This window comes from Anaerolineae bacterium (assembly GCA_013178165.1).
GTDB lineage: Bacteria > Chloroflexota > Anaerolineae > Aggregatilineales > Ch27 > Ch27.
In genome coordinates this window covers 359489-374778 of the sequence record JABLXG010000004.1, presented here as the reverse complement: position 1 = coordinate 374778, position 15290 = coordinate 359489, and the positions used below count along the sequence as shown (strand labels likewise).

General features: G+C 61.8%; 11 protein-coding genes and 1 tRNA gene. 5 read left to right on the top strand and 7 right to left on the bottom strand.

All coding sequences use genetic code 11. The features are described 5' to 3' along the window. Positions 1-64 precede the first annotated feature (64 nt). From HPY64_04675 to HPY64_04660, 4 genes are all read left to right on the top strand, one after another. Positions 65-1828, top strand: a complete 1764-nt coding sequence (locus HPY64_04675) for a GAF domain-containing protein (GenBank protein ID NPV66422.1) — start codon at positions 65-67, stop codon at positions 1826-1828. 30 nt (positions 1829-1858) lie between these two features. Then, positions 1859-4225 (top strand): response regulator, encoded by a 2367-nt coding sequence (locus HPY64_04670; GenBank protein ID NPV66421.1) that lies wholly within the window; start codon positions 1859-1861, stop codon positions 4223-4225. A 125-nt stretch (positions 4226-4350) separates the two neighbouring features. Continuing rightward, positions 4351-4725, top strand: a complete 375-nt coding sequence (locus HPY64_04665) for a response regulator (GenBank protein ID NPV66420.1) — start codon at positions 4351-4353, stop codon at positions 4723-4725. Between the two features lie 116 nt (positions 4726-4841). Continuing rightward, positions 4842-4914: transfer RNA gene (locus tag HPY64_04660), tRNA-Glu, on the top strand. Positions 4915-5057: 143 nt separating this feature from the next. On the opposite strand, the gene HPY64_04655 is transcribed toward HPY64_04660, so the two are convergent. The 4 genes from HPY64_04655 to HPY64_04640 form a co-directional block, all read right to left on the bottom strand. Continuing rightward, positions 5058-7010 carry an ABC transporter permease subunit gene (locus HPY64_04655; GenBank protein ID NPV66419.1) on the bottom strand — a complete coding sequence of 651 codons (1953 nt, stop codon included), beginning with the start codon at positions 7008-7010 and terminating at the stop codon, positions 5058-5060. A 1-nt stretch (position 7011) separates the two neighbouring features. Next, a complete protein-coding gene (locus HPY64_04650; GenBank protein NPV66418.1) occupies positions 7012-7935 on the bottom strand; it encodes a sugar ABC transporter permease in 924 nt (307 codons plus the stop codon). A gap of 85 nt (positions 7936-8020) precedes the next feature. Next, on the bottom strand, positions 8021-9382 hold the full coding sequence (locus HPY64_04645) for a sugar ABC transporter substrate-binding protein (protein ID NPV66417.1): 1362 nt from the start codon (positions 9380-9382) through the stop codon (positions 8021-8023). A gap of 330 nt (positions 9383-9712) precedes the next feature. Continuing rightward, on the bottom strand, positions 9713-9925 hold the full coding sequence (locus HPY64_04640) for a cold shock domain-containing protein (protein ID NPV66416.1): 213 nt from the start codon (positions 9923-9925) through the stop codon (positions 9713-9715). A gap of 330 nt (positions 9926-10255) precedes the next feature. Here HPY64_04640 and HPY64_04635 point away from each other — a divergent pair, with 330 nt between their 5' ends. Further along, a complete protein-coding gene (locus tag HPY64_04635; protein ID NPV66415.1) occupies positions 10256-11215 on the top strand; it encodes an alpha/beta hydrolase in 960 nt (319 codons plus the stop codon). 38 nt (positions 11216-11253) lie between these two features. Here the strand turns inward: HPY64_04635 and HPY64_04630 are convergent, their stop codons facing one another. From HPY64_04630 to HPY64_04620, 3 genes are read right to left on the bottom strand one after another with little or no spacing between them, the layout of a single operon-like run. After that, the gene (locus HPY64_04630; protein NPV66414.1) at positions 11254-12675 is read right to left on the bottom strand and encodes a deoxyribodipyrimidine photo-lyase; all 1422 of its coding nucleotides are present in this window, start codon (positions 12673-12675) and stop codon (positions 11254-11256) included. A gap of 29 nt (positions 12676-12704) precedes the next feature. After that, positions 12705-13697 (bottom strand): L-lactate dehydrogenase, encoded by a 993-nt coding sequence (locus HPY64_04625; GenBank protein NPV66413.1) that lies wholly within the window; start codon positions 13695-13697, stop codon positions 12705-12707. Between the two features lie 27 nt (positions 13698-13724). Continuing rightward, complete coding sequence (locus tag HPY64_04620; GenBank protein ID NPV66412.1) at positions 13725-15263, bottom strand: FAD-dependent oxidoreductase; 1539 nt, start codon at positions 15261-15263, stop codon at positions 13725-13727. Positions 15264-15290: the final 27 nt, after the last annotated feature.

The following is a 15290-nucleotide window of genomic DNA, read 5'->3' as shown; positions in this document are numbered from 1 at the left end:
GGGATGCGAATGACGTTCCCTGCGCTTCTTTGGTTTGGACAGCCAGCCCCATGTGAACAGGTGCATGACAACGCCTCAACTGCTCCCTCCTGACCTGCTGGCTCTGGTCAATCGCGTCAGCCAGGAATTGAGCGTCACCCTGGAACCGGACATCTTGCTGGAAAAGATCGTCCACGCGATTCATACCCTGCTGGGCTACGAATGCGTCGCCCTGCTGCTGAGCGACCCCAGCGGGGAGCAGGCGCGTCTGGCAGCACAGGCCACAGACAATCCCACCCTGTACGTCGAGCCGTACACCTTGTCCGTCGCCCGTAGCATAGCCGGGCGGGCCATCCGGACCGGCGAGATACAGTTGGCGCCTGATGTGCAGGAAAGCAGCGATTTCGTCCCCCCGCCTGACGCGGTGTCCTGTCTGGCTGTTCCGCTACGTGGCGGGGAAAGCATCCTCGGCGCTGTGGTACTGGTCAGCACACAGGCCAACCGTTTCACGCCCACCGATGAACTGGTGATGCAGACACTGGCCGTCCAGGTAACTATTGCTCTGGAAAACGCCCGGCTGTTCCGCCAGGCGCGGCGGCAGGCCGCCGATCAACGCACCCTGCGCGAAGCGACGATGGACTTCAGCCGCGCTATGGCTATTGACGATCTCCTCCGCCGGATCACACAGGCGGTCAGCCAGGCCCTCGCACCGCGCCTGACCGCCGTCACGTTGCGCCACCAGGATGGCCGCTTCCTGCAGGCGGTCCATCCACCAGCGGAGGAGGGGATACCCTGCGCTGTGACGCGCCTGAGTCATCCCGAAGACTATCCAGCGCTGGCGGCCTGGCTGCGCCGTGCGGAGCCGCTGATCCTGCAGCCGGGGCGTATCCCGGAGGCGCTGGCCGAGGATATGCAGCGCCTGTTACCGGATCTCGCCGGCAGCCATCTGCTGGTGCCCATCTTCCAGCGCCGGATCGTCATCGGGATTATCGAACTTGTCTTTGACGATCCCGCCTATACGCCCGACCAGCAGGACCTTTCCCTGCTCGAAGGCCTGGCTCAGCAGGCGGGCATCGCCGCGGAGAACGTCACCCTGATTGAAACCCTTGAGCGGCACGCCGCCGAGTTGAGCGAAGCCAACCGCCTCAAGAGCGAGTTCCTGGCCAATATCAGCCATGAGCTACGTACCCCGATGAACGCTATCATTGGCTTCTCCGAGGCATTACTGAGCGGACTTTACGGGGAATTGAACGCTACGGCTGCCGACCGGGTGGAGCGGATTCTGCGCAACGGGCGCGGGTTGCTGGCCCTCATCGACGACCTGCTGGATCTGTCCAGGATCGACACCGGCAAGCTGCAACTGGCGCCTGAGCCGCTGGCGCTGGGGGAAACGATCAGGCTGGCTGTGGAGGCAGTAGAAACGCAACTTGCCAGCAAGGGGTTGAGCATCGAAGTCAGTGTGCCCGCTGACCTACCCTCTGTCGAAGCGGACCCAATCCGCCTGCGCCAGGTACTGAACAACCTGCTGGACAACGCCATCAAATTCACCCATTACGGCGGGATCACTATCCGCGCCGGGGTCGAAGAGGGCGCTGCCCCGGCCAGAGTCTGGTGCAGCGTGACCGACACAGGAATCGGGATAGCGCCGGAGAATCAGATGATTATCTTCGACGAATTCCGCCAGGTTGACGGCACCTCGACCCGCCAGTATGAGGGCACCGGGCTGGGATTGGCGATCACCAAAAGACTGTTAAGCCTGATGAACGGTCGCATTGCGGTGGAAAGCAACCTTGGCCAGGGCAGCACCTTCACCTTCTGGCTGCCAGTTGCCCGGTCGGGGGCCGTCTGAGTCCTGCAGCATCCAGAGCAAGAGGGGCCTATGAACCAGGTCATCCTTGAGGACTTCATCACTATCACCGCCAGCATCCTGAGTCTGAGCGTCGCCATCGGCCTGATGCTTGGCATGGTGCTCCAGCCACACCGGGAATCTGCCAATGGCTGGTTCGCCCTCTTTCTGAGCAGCCTGGCGCTGTGGGGTGGCGCCGCATTGCTGCTGACGTTGCCCGGTCTTGCTCACCAGCTGGACCTCACCACCATCTTCTATCTCTATCTGGTGGGTCTGGGCCTGATCCCAGTCACCTTCTATTTCGCTGCCGTGGCCTTCTGCGGGATCAGGACACTGCTCACGCGGGCGATCGCCCTGCTTACGCCTGTGCTCCTGGTGGTGTTCCTGATCCTGCTGTGGAACGATCGCCTGTTTATCCTGGAAGTCACCCCCAGCGCCGATTCGATCGCGTTCAGCGCACTCGTGGATTCGGTGCACATCACGCCAGTTGGGACTGTGGCGATTGTGCTGAGCGCAGGCTATCTGCTGCTGGCTCTGGCCCTGATCTGGCGACGCCGGGGAGAGCGGAGTCGCCTGCTGCGCATCCCGGCATTGCTGCTGAGCATCGGCAGCCTGGGTAATCTGGTCGGTCCGCTCAGCCGCACACCCTTTGACGCCATCCTGACCACGCTGGCTGCCGGCTTGATCGGCTACGTCCTGATCCGCGTACAGGTCTTTGACTCGCTGACCACGATGAACCGCCAGCTTACCGACGCGAATCAGGAACTGCGCTCCCTGATCAAAGACCTGGCCGCCGAGAAAGAACGGGCTGACGCCCTCAACGCGGAATTGCGCACAGTCAGCCAGTATAAGTCGGAATTCCTGGCCACGATGAGCCACGAACTGCGCACGCCATTGAACTCCATCGTCGGCTACAGCGAACTATTGCTGCAGGGTCTCTACGGAGATCTCAACGAGCGCCAGAGCGACCGGCTGGAAAAGATCCTGCGCAATGGACAGGCGTTGCTGGCGCTGATCAACAACATCCTTGATCTGAGCAAGATCGAAGCCGGCCGGATGGATTTCACCTTTCAGCAGGTGGCGCTTTCCGACACGGTAGAAAGTGTGGCTCCTGAGTTCACCTCTGCCGCCGCAGCAAAAGGTCTGCAGCTGGAGATCCACGTGGCGCCTGATCTGTATGCCGTTTACGGGGACGCCCAGCGCATCCAGCAGATCCTCCATAACCTGCTCAGCAACGCGGTCAAATTCACCCCGCAGGGCAGCGTCCGCCTGGAAGTTTTCAACGCTCAGGTCAAGAACGGCTACAGTCGGGCGCTGACGCTGCCCGCACCGGGCTGGCTCAAAGACGGCAACTGGGTAATCATCCGGGTTACCGATACTGGTATCGGCATCGCCCCGGAAGATCATGACCGCATCTTCGACGAATTCCGCCAGCTGGACAGCTCCGCCACCCGTGAATTCGGGGGCACAGGGCTGGGCCTGGCCATCACCAAGAAGCTTGTTGCTCTCCACAGCGGCGCGATCTGGCTGACCAGTGCGCCAGGCCAGGGCAGCACCTTCTACGTAGCTTTGCCCGCCAGTAGCCGCGCCATCAGCGAGACCAGACCGCAACCTGAGGCCGGTCTATCACGAGAACAACCACACATCCTGGTCATCGACGACAACCAGGAGGCACTGGACATCCTGACCGCTTTCCTCACCGAAGCCGGTTACCGCGTCACTCAGGCCGGTGATGGCGCGACAGGGCTGGAACTGGCCCGGCAGTTGCAGCCGGACGTGATCACCACCGACCTGATGATGCCCGGCATCACCGGCTGGGAATTAATCGAACAACTCAAGTCTGATCCGGTCACCGCGACCATCCCGATTGTCACGGTCAGTATCGTCGACAGCCAGCCGCTGGGTCTGTGGCCGGCCGTCGACGCCCACATCAGCAAGCCTATCCAGCGCGAGGCGCTGCTGGAAGCGATCGCCCGCATGTTGACCGGCCAGCCGGGTGACCGGCCCATCCTGATCGTGGACGATGATCCTTCGGCCCGGCAACTGGTCGCCGATGTACTCAGTTCAGCCGGTCACGCCAGCGTAGCGGTTGACAGCGGCCAGGCGGCCATGGACTGGCTGGCCCACAACCGGGCCAGTGCAGTTGTGCTCGACCTGCTGATGCCGGATATCAACGGCTTCCAGGTGTTGGAGCACATTCGCCAGCAGGAATACCTGGCTGACCTGCCGGTGCTCGTGGTCACCGCCAAGACTCTGTCCGCCCAGGAACGAATCTTCCTGCAGCAACACCTGGCAACGCTGGTTCGCAAGCAAGGGCTGCAGCGCAGCGATCTGCTGGCCCTGATCGAGCAGACGCTCGGCGGAGCATCTGACGACAGGCCAGCGGGCACGATACAATAACAGTACACGGTGCAGCTTGCGGGCTGCCCGCCGTACAATAATGGTGTTGAGGTAATGGTTGGTTGCGGGGATTACAACCCGACCGGGCGTAAGATGACCGTGATTCGGTCAAGGAGCGAGCCTGTATGGGCAGTCGCCGTGTCCTGATCGTTGAGGACAATTCCGATAGCCGCACCCTGCTCACCGATATTCTCTCCACGCTGGATTGCACCGTCCTGGCTGCCAGGGACGGCGCTCAGGGCCTCGCCATCGCTGCCAGCGAGAAGCCAGACCTGATCCTGATGGACCTCTCTCTGCCGCAAATGGATGGCTGGACGGCGACCAGCCACATCAAAGCGGATGAACGTCTGCGGCACATCCCGATCATCGCGCTGACTGCCCACGCCATGGTCGGGGACCGGGAGAAGGCCCTGGCCGCCGGATGTGATGATTACATCTCCAAGCCCATCGACCTGCGTGAACTACAGCAAAAACTGGCCAAGTATCTTGGCCAGCCCTGAAACCCGGTCGCTGGCGCTGTAACATGGGTGGCTGCTACCCGGTAGTTGTTAGCGCAGGGCGCCGGAAATCAACCTTGACCGGGCCTGACCGGCATGGTACACTAACGCCCGTCAACGCCCCCATCGTCTAGAGGCCCAGGACGTGGCCCTTTCAAGGCTAAGACAGGAGTTCGAATCTCCTTGGGGGCACAGAGCAACCATGCCCGTGCAGTTCGCGGGCATGGTTTTTTGTTGTCCGGCTGTTGCACACCCTGACGCAATGCTAGGCCATTCCTGAAGGATCATCCTCCAGCCCTTTCAGCGGGAACTGCCGGGGCTTAAGCTCCCTCTTCTTACCCCTTCAACCCAGTAAGCTGGATACCCTCAATGAAATAACGCTGCGCCAGGAAGAAGATCACCAGCATCGGTGTCATACTCAGCACTGAGGCCGCAATCAGCCGGTCATAGTAAACCGCCCCGTACTCGTCCTTAAAGAAGTTAAGGCCCACCGAGACCGGAAATAGACTCGGCGTGCTGAGGAAGATAAACGGCTCCAGGAAGCTGTTCCAGGTCCACCAGAAGGTGAAGATCACGACCGTTGCGATCGCCGGCTTGCTCAGCGGCACCACCACGCGCAGGATAACCTGAGCCACACTCGCCCCATCAATGACCGCTGCCTCTTCCAGTTCGCGCGGGATCGTCGTGAAGAACTGGCGCAGCATGAAGATCAGGAAGGCATTGCCAAAGAAACTACGGACAAACAGCGGCCACCACGAGTCAATCATCCCCAGCCAGCGGAAAATCTCATAGACCGGGATCAGGGTTACCGGGAATGGCAGCATCATCGTGCCCAGCAACACCAAGAACAGGATGTTCTTGCCCGGCGCACGAAGCCGCGCAAAGGCATAGGCCACAACCACGCACGAAAGCACATGACCGGCGACATTCAACACTACCAGGATGAATGAGTTGAGGAAGAAGTTGGCGAAGTACGTCTCACCAATCTTGGTCTCCAGAACCTCCTCATAGGCCTTCAGACGCAGACTGGGATACATGGTGCGCTGCATCTTTTCCGGGGGGGCATCAAATGCCTCAGCGATCGATGCCCGGGGCACCACCAGCGACATCTGACGAGGGTCGCCTACCAGTGCTACTGATGAAATCTCCTCTCCCTCTTCAAAGCCATCCTGAACACGGTAAGGGATACGTCCGTAGGTATCGCCACGGGCGGTAGTCAGTCCGCCAGCCTGGGCCAGGCGAAGCGTGGTCGCTCGCTCCACCGGTATCACCAGGCTGCGGGCTGTCCCGCTGACCAGGATCACAACGCGCCCACTGGTACCATCTTCGCCGCTGTACGGTGCAACCTGCATGATCACACCGTTCACTGGCTCCAGCGTGCGCTCGCCCAGTTGGTCGCGCTCAGCAATGAAAGCATAGGCATCCAGCTCCTCCTCATTGATAACCGGCTGCCATTGCTCGCTGACGATCACCACATAATCGGTGGGATCATCCCTCAGCCGGGAGAGCGCAATTTCTGTCGCGCCAACGTCGGCGTAACCGGCGCTTTGCAGCGCTTCCGCGGGCACCAGAATCGCATCTTTCGCGACCTCCGGATCCGCCACCACACTCAACTCCGACTCTGGCCCAATCGGGATAAGTTGCAGCGTGGTGCCGTCCTCCAGGGTCACCTCGCGCCCACGGAAGTCCACACCCTCCACGGTAATGGTCGCCCGGCGGCCGGCGTTGACTTCGTCCAGCGGCAAGCGCGTCACCGCTGGCACCAGATCATCCACCTCAACCACCATCATGCTCTCGCCACTACCACGCGCCACCGCCACAACATCCCGCACTTCCCCATCAGTCGTCCACTGGCGAATGTTGGCTGTAATCCCGTTGCTCAGCGGCGCAGTAGCAGCTTCGCTCAACTGGGCCGCAGGGACTTCCTGCAGACCGTGCAGTTTCGATGCGTCAATGACCGTCGTGTAACGGCGCACCCCCACCTGGATGACCTTCCGCGTTCCACCTTCGACTTCAACCGTCCACAATGGCAGCATCCGGTTGGTGGTCCCGGCGCGAACCTCCTCCCAGTGCTGAGGTATCCAGATAATCGGGTTGGCAAAGATCTGCCACGCTGGTTTGAAGCTGGCCGTAATCATCCACAGCAGAGGCACAACCATGAAAAGTGAGCCAAGCGTCAGCAGGAGATAGCTGACCAGGTGACGCGGATTCAGCCGCCAGGCGATCTGGCGCGCCAGGTGCCGCACACTTACCGGAAGCAGGCGAGTAGCCCACGTGTAGCCCCCCATCCTACTTCACCTCCGTTTCGTAGAACACCCAGATTGCTGACGAGCGCACCACCAGCAATGTAATTCCCATGATGATGATGAACAGCACCCATGCCAGCGCGGAAGCATAGCCCATCTGGATGAACTTGAAAGCGCGCTCGTAGAGATTGATCATGTAGAAGTAGGTTGCTTTATTGGGGCCACCCTGCGTCATCACCCAGCCCACATCAAAGACCTGCAACGCGCCGATGATGGCCAGCACCACATTGAAGAACACCGTTGGGCTGAGCATCGGCAGCGTCACATAACGGAAACGCGCCCATGCCCCGCCGCCGTCAATTTCTACCGCTTCATAAAGCACCCTTGGAATGCCCTTCAGGCCAGCCAGGTAGATCACCACCTGACCACCGATAGTCCACCAGCTCATGATGATCAGCGCCGGGAGCGCCCATTGCTCGCTCAGCAACCAGTTGGGGCCTTGAATCCCGAAGAATGCTAGGAAACTGTTGAGGATGCCGCCATCGGGCCGAAAAACATACAACCACAGAATAGCAACCGCAATGCTGCTCAGCACCGAGGGCACGAAGAAGATCGTCCGCCAGATGTTGATCGCGCGCAGATTCTGGGACAGTAGCATGGCCACACCCAGCGCGATCAGGTTCCCGGTTGGTACACTGAACAAGGCATAAGTGAAGGTGACGCGCAGCGACTGCCAGAAATCAGGATCGTTGACCAGTCGCTCCAGATTGCGTATGCCGGTCCAGACAGGCGGCGAGAGCAGGTCGTAGCTGGTAAATGACAGATACAGTGAGCGTAGCATCGGATAAGCCAGGAAAATCACGAAGCCCAACAACCAGGGCAATACCAGGATGTAGAAGGTCAGCGCTTCCCGCCGGGCCATCGGCGATCCCAGATCAAAACGCTTGCGCCGTTGACTGACCATCATCCCCTCCCAGGGCCACAACCCACGCCAGAACAAGGGGGCAGGTTCCTGCCTGCCCCCTACCTTACATGTCCGGGCAGTCAATAACTTACGACTGGCCGGCCTCTTCCAGTGACTCAATCAGGCAGGCATCCGCAGCTGCCGCCAGGGCATCCAGCTCAGCCTGAATATCCAGCGCATCGCCACCATCGGCCAGCAGGCGCTTCATCAGATCGCCCGCCGGGGTCGCTACGCAGGGGCCATAGAAAGCATTGCGCTGATCATCGAGTGGCTTGAGATGCTGAGCTTCCTCGATGAAGACTCCCCAGTACGGGTCATCGATCCGCTGCATCTCTTCAGAAACGGCAGGACTGGCGCTAAGAGCCTTGAGAGCAAACACCCGCTGGCCCGGCTCCGTCGTCAGCCACTTAAGAACTTCCCAGGCCTCATCCGGATGTTCCGACTGGGCGGTGATACCCCAGCCCAGCCACATCACAGCGCTGCCGCGTCCCGCTGGACCGGCTGGCAGCGGCACAACCGCCCATTCCAGATTGGGTGTTGCATTGAGCACATCCTGCCACCACGGCCCATGGAAGGTCAGACCAATGGCGATCTTGCCGTCCTGGAACATCTGCAGCCGTCCGCCCTCAGTGGCGCCAATGACCGTGCCTGAAGGAGCGACATGATGGACAAAAACCAGATCGCGGTAGAACGACAACGCATCAACCGCGGCCTCGCTGTTCAGGTAGCCAACGGTCGTGGTGCCGTCCTCACTGATCGTGTGGGTGCCCCAGGCCAGCATATAGCTCTGGAAAGCGCGCCACCAGCCATCATTGACGATGTCAATGCCCCACTGGACAACGTTGTTCGGGTCAAAGTCCGGGCTGGCAGCGTTGTTGCCGTTGGCATCCAGGGTCAGCTCCAGCGCGATGTCCAGCACGTCATCCCATGTCCAGCCTGCCTGCGGGTAAGGAATGCCCGCTGCATCGAACAGGGCGGTGTTGATGTAGAAGGCGCTGATGCTGTAGTCCTTGGGCAGGCCCAGCAACTTGTCGCCATAGAAGCCCTGCTCATAGACTGCAGGGAAGAACTCCTCTTCCACATTCAGGCCGTTCTCGCCCTCAATGTAGGGCAGCAGATCGATGTACGCGCCGTCCTCCGAGGAAAGCACATACAGCGCTCCCCATTCCGGCGGGATGGCCATCAGATCGGGGGCGTCGCCGGTGGCCAGCCAGGTCAGGCGGCGCGTGTTCTGGTCATCGCCGATGTTGGGCACCAGTTCAACCTTGATGCAGGGATACTCTTCCTCAAAAGCGTCCACCACCTGGTGCATGTATTCCACGCGGTCACCGGATGACCAGTCATCCACGCGGATGGTCACGACTTCCTCGCATCCCCCCTGCGCTCCTGCAGAAAAGCCAGGCAGCGCCAGAACGAGGGCCAGCATAATAAGTAGCATTTTGCGGGACATTCTGCTTCTCCTCTCCCTTAAATGAACCTTCTCAAACACCATGTCGAACCCGATGCAGCAAACAGTTCGTTGGGCTTGTCACCTCCTTAATTGGACCAGACTGTGGTCACGATCGGGCATACGAGCCATGAACACGACATGGAGCCAACAAACGGGCTTTACGTACAAAGACGGAGAAAAGAATCTATGCTTTTAGCGTAAGTGAAATGAGGGGAGACTGTCAAGGAAGCGCCGCGGCGCCCCGATGGCCGATGGGATCAGAAGCAGGGCCGGTGGAATCAAAAACGCCGCCACCCGGTGCGGATGGCGGCGCTGCGGTGTTCAGCCGTATTACAGGCGGGTCACCTGGGAGGCCTGGAGGCCCTTGGGGCCTTGCGTGATGGTGAATTCAACGCGGTCGCCCTCTTCGAGGTTGCGGAAGCCCTGCCCGACAATCGCCGAGTAGTGGACGAAGACGTCCGGGCCGCTGTTCGCCTGCTCGATGAAGCCGAAGCCCTTGGTGCCGTTGAACCACTTCACTGTACCCTGTACACGTTCAGTCATTTTGATGTTCCTCACTTGGATTCATGACCGGATAGATTTGATAGGCCAACACGCAAAATGACTGTCCCGCCCAACAAAAAACGCCCCGGTACGAGGCGTTCGGTCTTGCGTTTCTGCAATCAACTTCTGCCTGTGTCCTACAGGGCCTTACTCTACTCCTGTTCTATAACCGTGTCAAGGGCGACTTTTCTAAAAGCGCTTTTTGCCCCCTTTCCTCATCCAGCTCTCATATATATCTTCAAGGATGTTGATATATACTGGACATAACCTTTACAATATGATACAATTGAGACACTTTATGGGCAGTAACAACAACTGTGAATAAGCACTATGAGAAACCTGGGCAAAATCCCCGTCATCCTGGCTTTGGCCATCCTGGCTATCCTCCTGATCGCCCCGTACCTGATCCCCCTGCCCGGCGGAACAGACCCGGTTGCCCTGGCTGATCCCGGGGGCAGTTTTGTGACTGTCAACGGTGTGCGCGTCTACATCCTGCAGGATGGCCCCGCCGATGGGCCTGCCGTCCTCCTGCTACATGGACTGGGCGGCTCGACGTTCTCCTGGCGGGAAAACATCGTGGCGCTGGCGGCAGCGGGCTATCGCGTCATCGCCTTCGATCGGCCCGGCTTTGGCCTTTCTGACAAACCTCTTGACCTGGACTACGCCCAACCCGCTCAGGCCGATTTTGCCATTGCGCTGATGGATGTGCTGGGCATTGAGCGAGCCGTCCTGATCGGTCACAGCGCCGGCGGCAATGTGATCGCCCACATGGCCATCCGCCATCCAGCGCGGGTTAGCGGGCTGGTCATCGTCGATGGCGCGATCGTCGGCGGGACGGGTGGCCCGGCTTTTCTCAGCGCCCTGATCCACTTTCCCCCGCTGACACGCTGGATTCAGGTGCTGGCCCCGGCGGTGGTCACGCCGGAGCGCTTCAACGGCTTGCTGGCTTCTGCCTACGGCCCCGCTTTCACTGTGACCGAGGAGATCAGTGCCGGTTACGGGCGGGTCCTGCAAACGGAAGGATGGCAAAATGGATTTGTCGGCCTGGTGCGCGACGCCGGACGCAACCAACTCGACCTCAATGCGGTAGCGAGAATCAGCACGCCGACGCTGATCGTCTGGGGGGAGGCCGATACATGGGTACCAGTCAGCGATGGCGAAACGCTGCGGGACCTGATCCCCGGCGCGGCGTGGATCGCCTATCCCGGCGTTGGCCACCTGCCAATGGAAGAGGCTCCTGAAGCCTTCAACCGCGATGTGATCGCTTTTCTGGAGAACCTGCCACGCTAGGGCCAGCGAGTTTGGCGGGGCTTCCAGCCAGCGCTCCCTCAACGTAGCGCCCCGGCCCCGCCATAAGCGGCCAAAGCCCTTTGCCGCGCGCGGCCATGATCGATAATCGGCGCCGGGTAATCCCGCCCGATCACGCAGCCAGCCGCCCGTTGCTCAGTTTCAGACATCCGCCACGGCTCATGGATAACCGCGGCAGGGACCCGCGCCAGTTCCGGCACCCAGCGCCGCACGTATTCCCCCTGCGGATCGAACTTTTGGCCCTGGCTAACCGGGTTGAAGATGCGAAAGTACGGCGCGGCATCTGTGCCTGTCCCCGCCGTCCACTGCCAACCGCCGTTATTGGCCGCCGGATCGCCGTCGATCAGGTGAGCCATGAAGTGCTGTTCGCCCCAGCGCCAGTCGATCAGCAGGTCTTTGGTCAGGAAGGACGCCACAACCATCCGCGCCCGGTTGTGCATCCAGCCCGTCGCCAGCAACTGGCGCATAGCGGCGTCTACTACCGGATAGCCCGTCCGTCCTTCCCGCCAGGCGTCAAAGGCAGCCTCTTCATTCCGCCACGCGATCGCCCTCAGAGACTCCCGGAAGCTTATCTCCCGCACAAAGGGGAACTGCGCCAGAATGTGCACATAGAATTCCCGCCAGATCAGCTCATTCAGCCAGGTTTCGGCACTCTCCCGCGCGGCGCTATCCGGCGCAGCGGCGATCACCTCCCCGGCGCGGACAGCAGCCTGCCGCGCGGAAAGCATCCCAAAGCGCAGGTAAGGCGACAGGCCAGAAGTACCGTCCAGATCAAGGCGGTTGCGGTCATCCCGGTAGCAGTAGACCGGCGCAGCTTCTCCACCAGTGAACGCCTCCAACCGTCGGCGGGCTTCGTCCGCCCCCGGCGGGAATATCACGCCGGTGGGCTGCCCCGGCATATCGGGTAACGGTTCACCGATCACAGCGGGCGGTGTCGGGATATGCGCGGGTGCAGGCAGCAGATCAGAATGGCCGGGCAGGCCGATCGCTTTCCAGGTCCGGCTGAACGGGGTGAATACGGTATAGGGCCTTCCATCACTTTTGAGCACCGCGCCGGGTGGGTGAACGGTCAGACCCTCGACCAGCGTCAGCGGCAGGACCGCGGCAACACGGGCATCCCGTGCCAGCGCGTAAGGCGAGTAATCGGCCTCGGCGACAATCTCTCCCGCGCCCGCTTCCTCCGCCAGCACCGCCAGAATAGCCTCCGGACGTCCCCGGCGGACGATCAGGCGGCTGCCCCGCGCCCGCAGATCGGCATCCAGAGCGCGCAGCCCGCCCAGCAGAAAGGCCAGCCGTTTCTCCCCGCTATACGGCGAAGCCAGCAGAGCGGGGTCCAGTACAAAGACCGGCAGCACCGCCCGCCCCCGCGCCAGCGCCAGCGTCAGCGCGGTATTATCTTCCAGGCGCAGGTCGCGCCGGATCCACCAGATCGCGGCGGTCATGACGATTCCCTTCTGCCCGGCGCTCTGCTTCAGGCAGCAGGGGCGCCATCTTTGCCCCCTTCAGCCTGACGGTCGCTGGTGGCCTGATCCAGTTCAGCAATGGCCTCACGGATGATCGTGGCGCTCCGGCGAAGCAGCTCGCATTCCTCTTCATCCAACACCGGTGGGAAAGTCGCCATCACCCCACTCCCGCCTACCAGATGCGGCAGGGACACCGTCACATCCCTGACACCGACGACCTCCGGCACAGGGCTGCACACGGTCATAATTGAACGGCGATTTCCCAGGATGACATCCACAATCTCGGCCAGGGCCGCCCCGATCCCGTAATAGGTTGCCCCCTTGCCCTCGATGATGCTGTAGGCAGCATCCCGCACGCGATGAGTGATCTCGTTGCGGATAGCTGCGTCCAGCACGATGCCCCGTTTGCGGTTGAAGTCATCCAGTGCCAGGCTGCCTACCCGCACCGACGACCAGGCGATCACTTCCGAATCGCCGTGTTCACCCAGTACGTACCCGTGAATATGGTGCGGATCAACGTCCAGATAACGCCCCAGCATAGCCTGGAAACGCCCAGTATCCAGCACCGTCCCGGAACCGATCACCCGGCTGGAGGGCACGCCGTGCGCCGCTGCGTAGCGCGCCGCCAGATGAGTCATCACATCCACCGGGTTAGTGGTAACCAGCAGGACGGCATTCGGTGCGTGGGTCAGGATGCGCGGGATGATCGAACGGAAGACCGCCGCGTTGCGCTCCAGAAGTTCCAGGCGTGTCTCGCCAGGTTTTTGATTCACCCCGGCGCAGATAACCACCACCTGGCTCCCGGCCAGGTCGGCATAGTCCCCGGCGTAGACATGCGTGGGATGAGTGAACGGCGTAGCGTGGGCGATATCATCCGCTTCCGCCTTGGCGCGAGCCGTGTTCAGATCGATCAGGACAATCTCGCGGGCCACGCCCTGCACGACCATGGCGTAGGCCGCTGTCGCCCCAACAAAACCACTGCCAACAATCCCGACTTTCATCGCCCTCCCCTCCTTCGACAAGAATGCTTACCCGAAAGACACCGGCCCAGGCAGCCGATCGGTCTCCACCACCCGCTCCCCTTCGCGCAGGAGCATCCGCGCCACGCGCAGCCCACCCAGCGCCACCGCCGCCGTCGACTGCCCCGGAAAGATACTATCGCCGACCATCCACAGCGCCGGTGCCAGGCGTGGCCCCCACGCCCGGAATAAGTTGACCTGCGGGAAGCCGCCCACCCACCCCCAGGCACGCCGGGTGAACCGCTCAAAAGTCATCGGCGTGCCCGGCAGGACCAGGTCTGCCGCCTCCCGGATTCCCGGAAGGACACGCCCAGCGGCTTCCAGCAGACGCCCAACATACGCCTCCTTGCGGGCCTCGTAGGCTTCCCGGTCGGTCTCGTACAGCCGCCACCAGTCGGCCAGGCGTGTGTGGGTGCTGATCGTCAGAGCGCGGCGGCCCGCGGGTGCGCGCCCTTCATCCCAGGCCGGGCTGAGCGAAAGAAAGGCCGTGTTGCCCTCGCCCAGTGGTTCACGCAGGATCACCTGATGGTGGAGCGGCAGATCGACAGGCACCACCGCACCATCCAGCCCGGCGTAGACAACAAACGCGCCCCAGCCGTCACGCGGTTGCGGCGGCAAGCGCCGCAGCCGATCAGGCAGATGGCTATCATCCTCACCAGCCAGTAGCGCCCTGATGTTCCATGGCGTCAGGTTGGCGATCACCACCTCAGCCGGGAAGGACTCGCCCCGCTTTGTCTCCACCGCGATCGGGCGGCCCTTTGCGCGGACGATGCGGGTCGCTTCTTGGCGGTAGAGCACCTGTCCGCCGTTGCGCCGGACGGCGGCAGCCAGCTCCTCAGCAATGCGCCCGATGCCGCCTTCCAGATGCACTACTCCCCGGCGCGGCAAATCCAGGGCCGACGCACCATAGAGGGCGTTTGCTGTGGCGCTGGTCGCCTGGGCGGAGATCAACAACTGGGCGTCGACAAACAGCCGCAACCGTTCCGGTGCGTCGCGCAAATGGGCCGCCACCGACCGAAACGCATCAGCCAGCAGCGCCGGGCGCAGGTGGGCGCGCAGATCAGCACCCAACCAGCTCAGGCCGTGCCCGATCAGATCAAACGCCTCGACGGGCATCTGGGGCGGCCAGGGGGGAAGGCGCAGAGCCAGCGCCCACAGGGCGTCAGCGGTGTGCTCCTGCCAATTCCAGAAGGCATCACCTGCCGGGCCGAAAACCTCCCGGTAAGCCGCGCGCTGTGTGCCATCAGTCGGGCGAGGCACGGCAGCGCCATCCGGCAGGTGAACCACCATCGCCGGGCTGTAGCTGCGGGCCGGCCAGGCAGGAATCCCCGCTGCTTGGGCCACCATATCCATCGGCCCGCCAGGGTAAAAGCCTCCGGCCAGCGTCGCGCCGGCCTCAAAGCGGTAGCCTTTGTGGAAGAAGGTCGCGGCGCACCCGCCCGGATCAACGTGCGCTTCCAGTACCGTCACATCCAGCCCGGCGCGGGTCAGCACAGCGGCAGCCGTTAAACCGCCAACCCCCGCCCCAATGATCACAATACGGCGCATAGCTCACCTTACTGCCCATGCCAGCGC

What these genes read in the sequence shown, in the direction of transcription:
- HPY64_04635 (NPV66415.1), top strand. Translation starts at nt 10,256, where the DNA reads ATGAGAAACCTGGGCAAAATCCCCGTCATCCTGGCTTTGGCCATCCTG.
- HPY64_04630 (NPV66414.1), bottom strand. Translation starts at nt 12,675, where the DNA reads ATGACCGCCGCGATCTGGTGGATCCGGCGCGACCTGCGCCTGGAAGAT.
- HPY64_04655 (NPV66419.1), bottom strand. Translation starts at nt 7,010, where the DNA reads ATGGGGGGCTACACGTGGGCTACTCGCCTGCTTCCGGTAAGTGTGCGG.
- HPY64_04670 (NPV66421.1), top strand. Translation starts at nt 1,859, where the DNA reads ATGAACCAGGTCATCCTTGAGGACTTCATCACTATCACCGCCAGCATC.
- HPY64_04625 (NPV66413.1), bottom strand. Translation starts at nt 13,697, where the DNA reads ATGAAAGTCGGGATTGTTGGCAGTGGTTTTGTTGGGGCGACAGCGGCC.
- HPY64_04650 (NPV66418.1), bottom strand. Translation starts at nt 7,935, where the DNA reads ATGATGGTCAGTCAACGGCGCAAGCGTTTTGATCTGGGATCGCCGATG.
- HPY64_04620 (NPV66412.1), bottom strand. Translation starts at nt 15,263, where the DNA reads ATGCGCCGTATTGTGATCATTGGGGCGGGGGTTGGCGGTTTAACGGCT.
- HPY64_04645 (NPV66417.1), bottom strand. Translation starts at nt 9,382, where the DNA reads ATGTCCCGCAAAATGCTACTTATTATGCTGGCCCTCGTTCTGGCGCTG.
- HPY64_04675 (NPV66422.1), top strand. Translation starts at nt 65, where the DNA reads ATGACAACGCCTCAACTGCTCCCTCCTGACCTGCTGGCTCTGGTCAAT.
- HPY64_04665 (NPV66420.1), top strand. Translation starts at nt 4,351, where the DNA reads ATGGGCAGTCGCCGTGTCCTGATCGTTGAGGACAATTCCGATAGCCGC.
- HPY64_04640 (NPV66416.1), bottom strand. Translation starts at nt 9,925, where the DNA reads ATGACTGAACGTGTACAGGGTACAGTGAAGTGGTTCAACGGCACCAAG.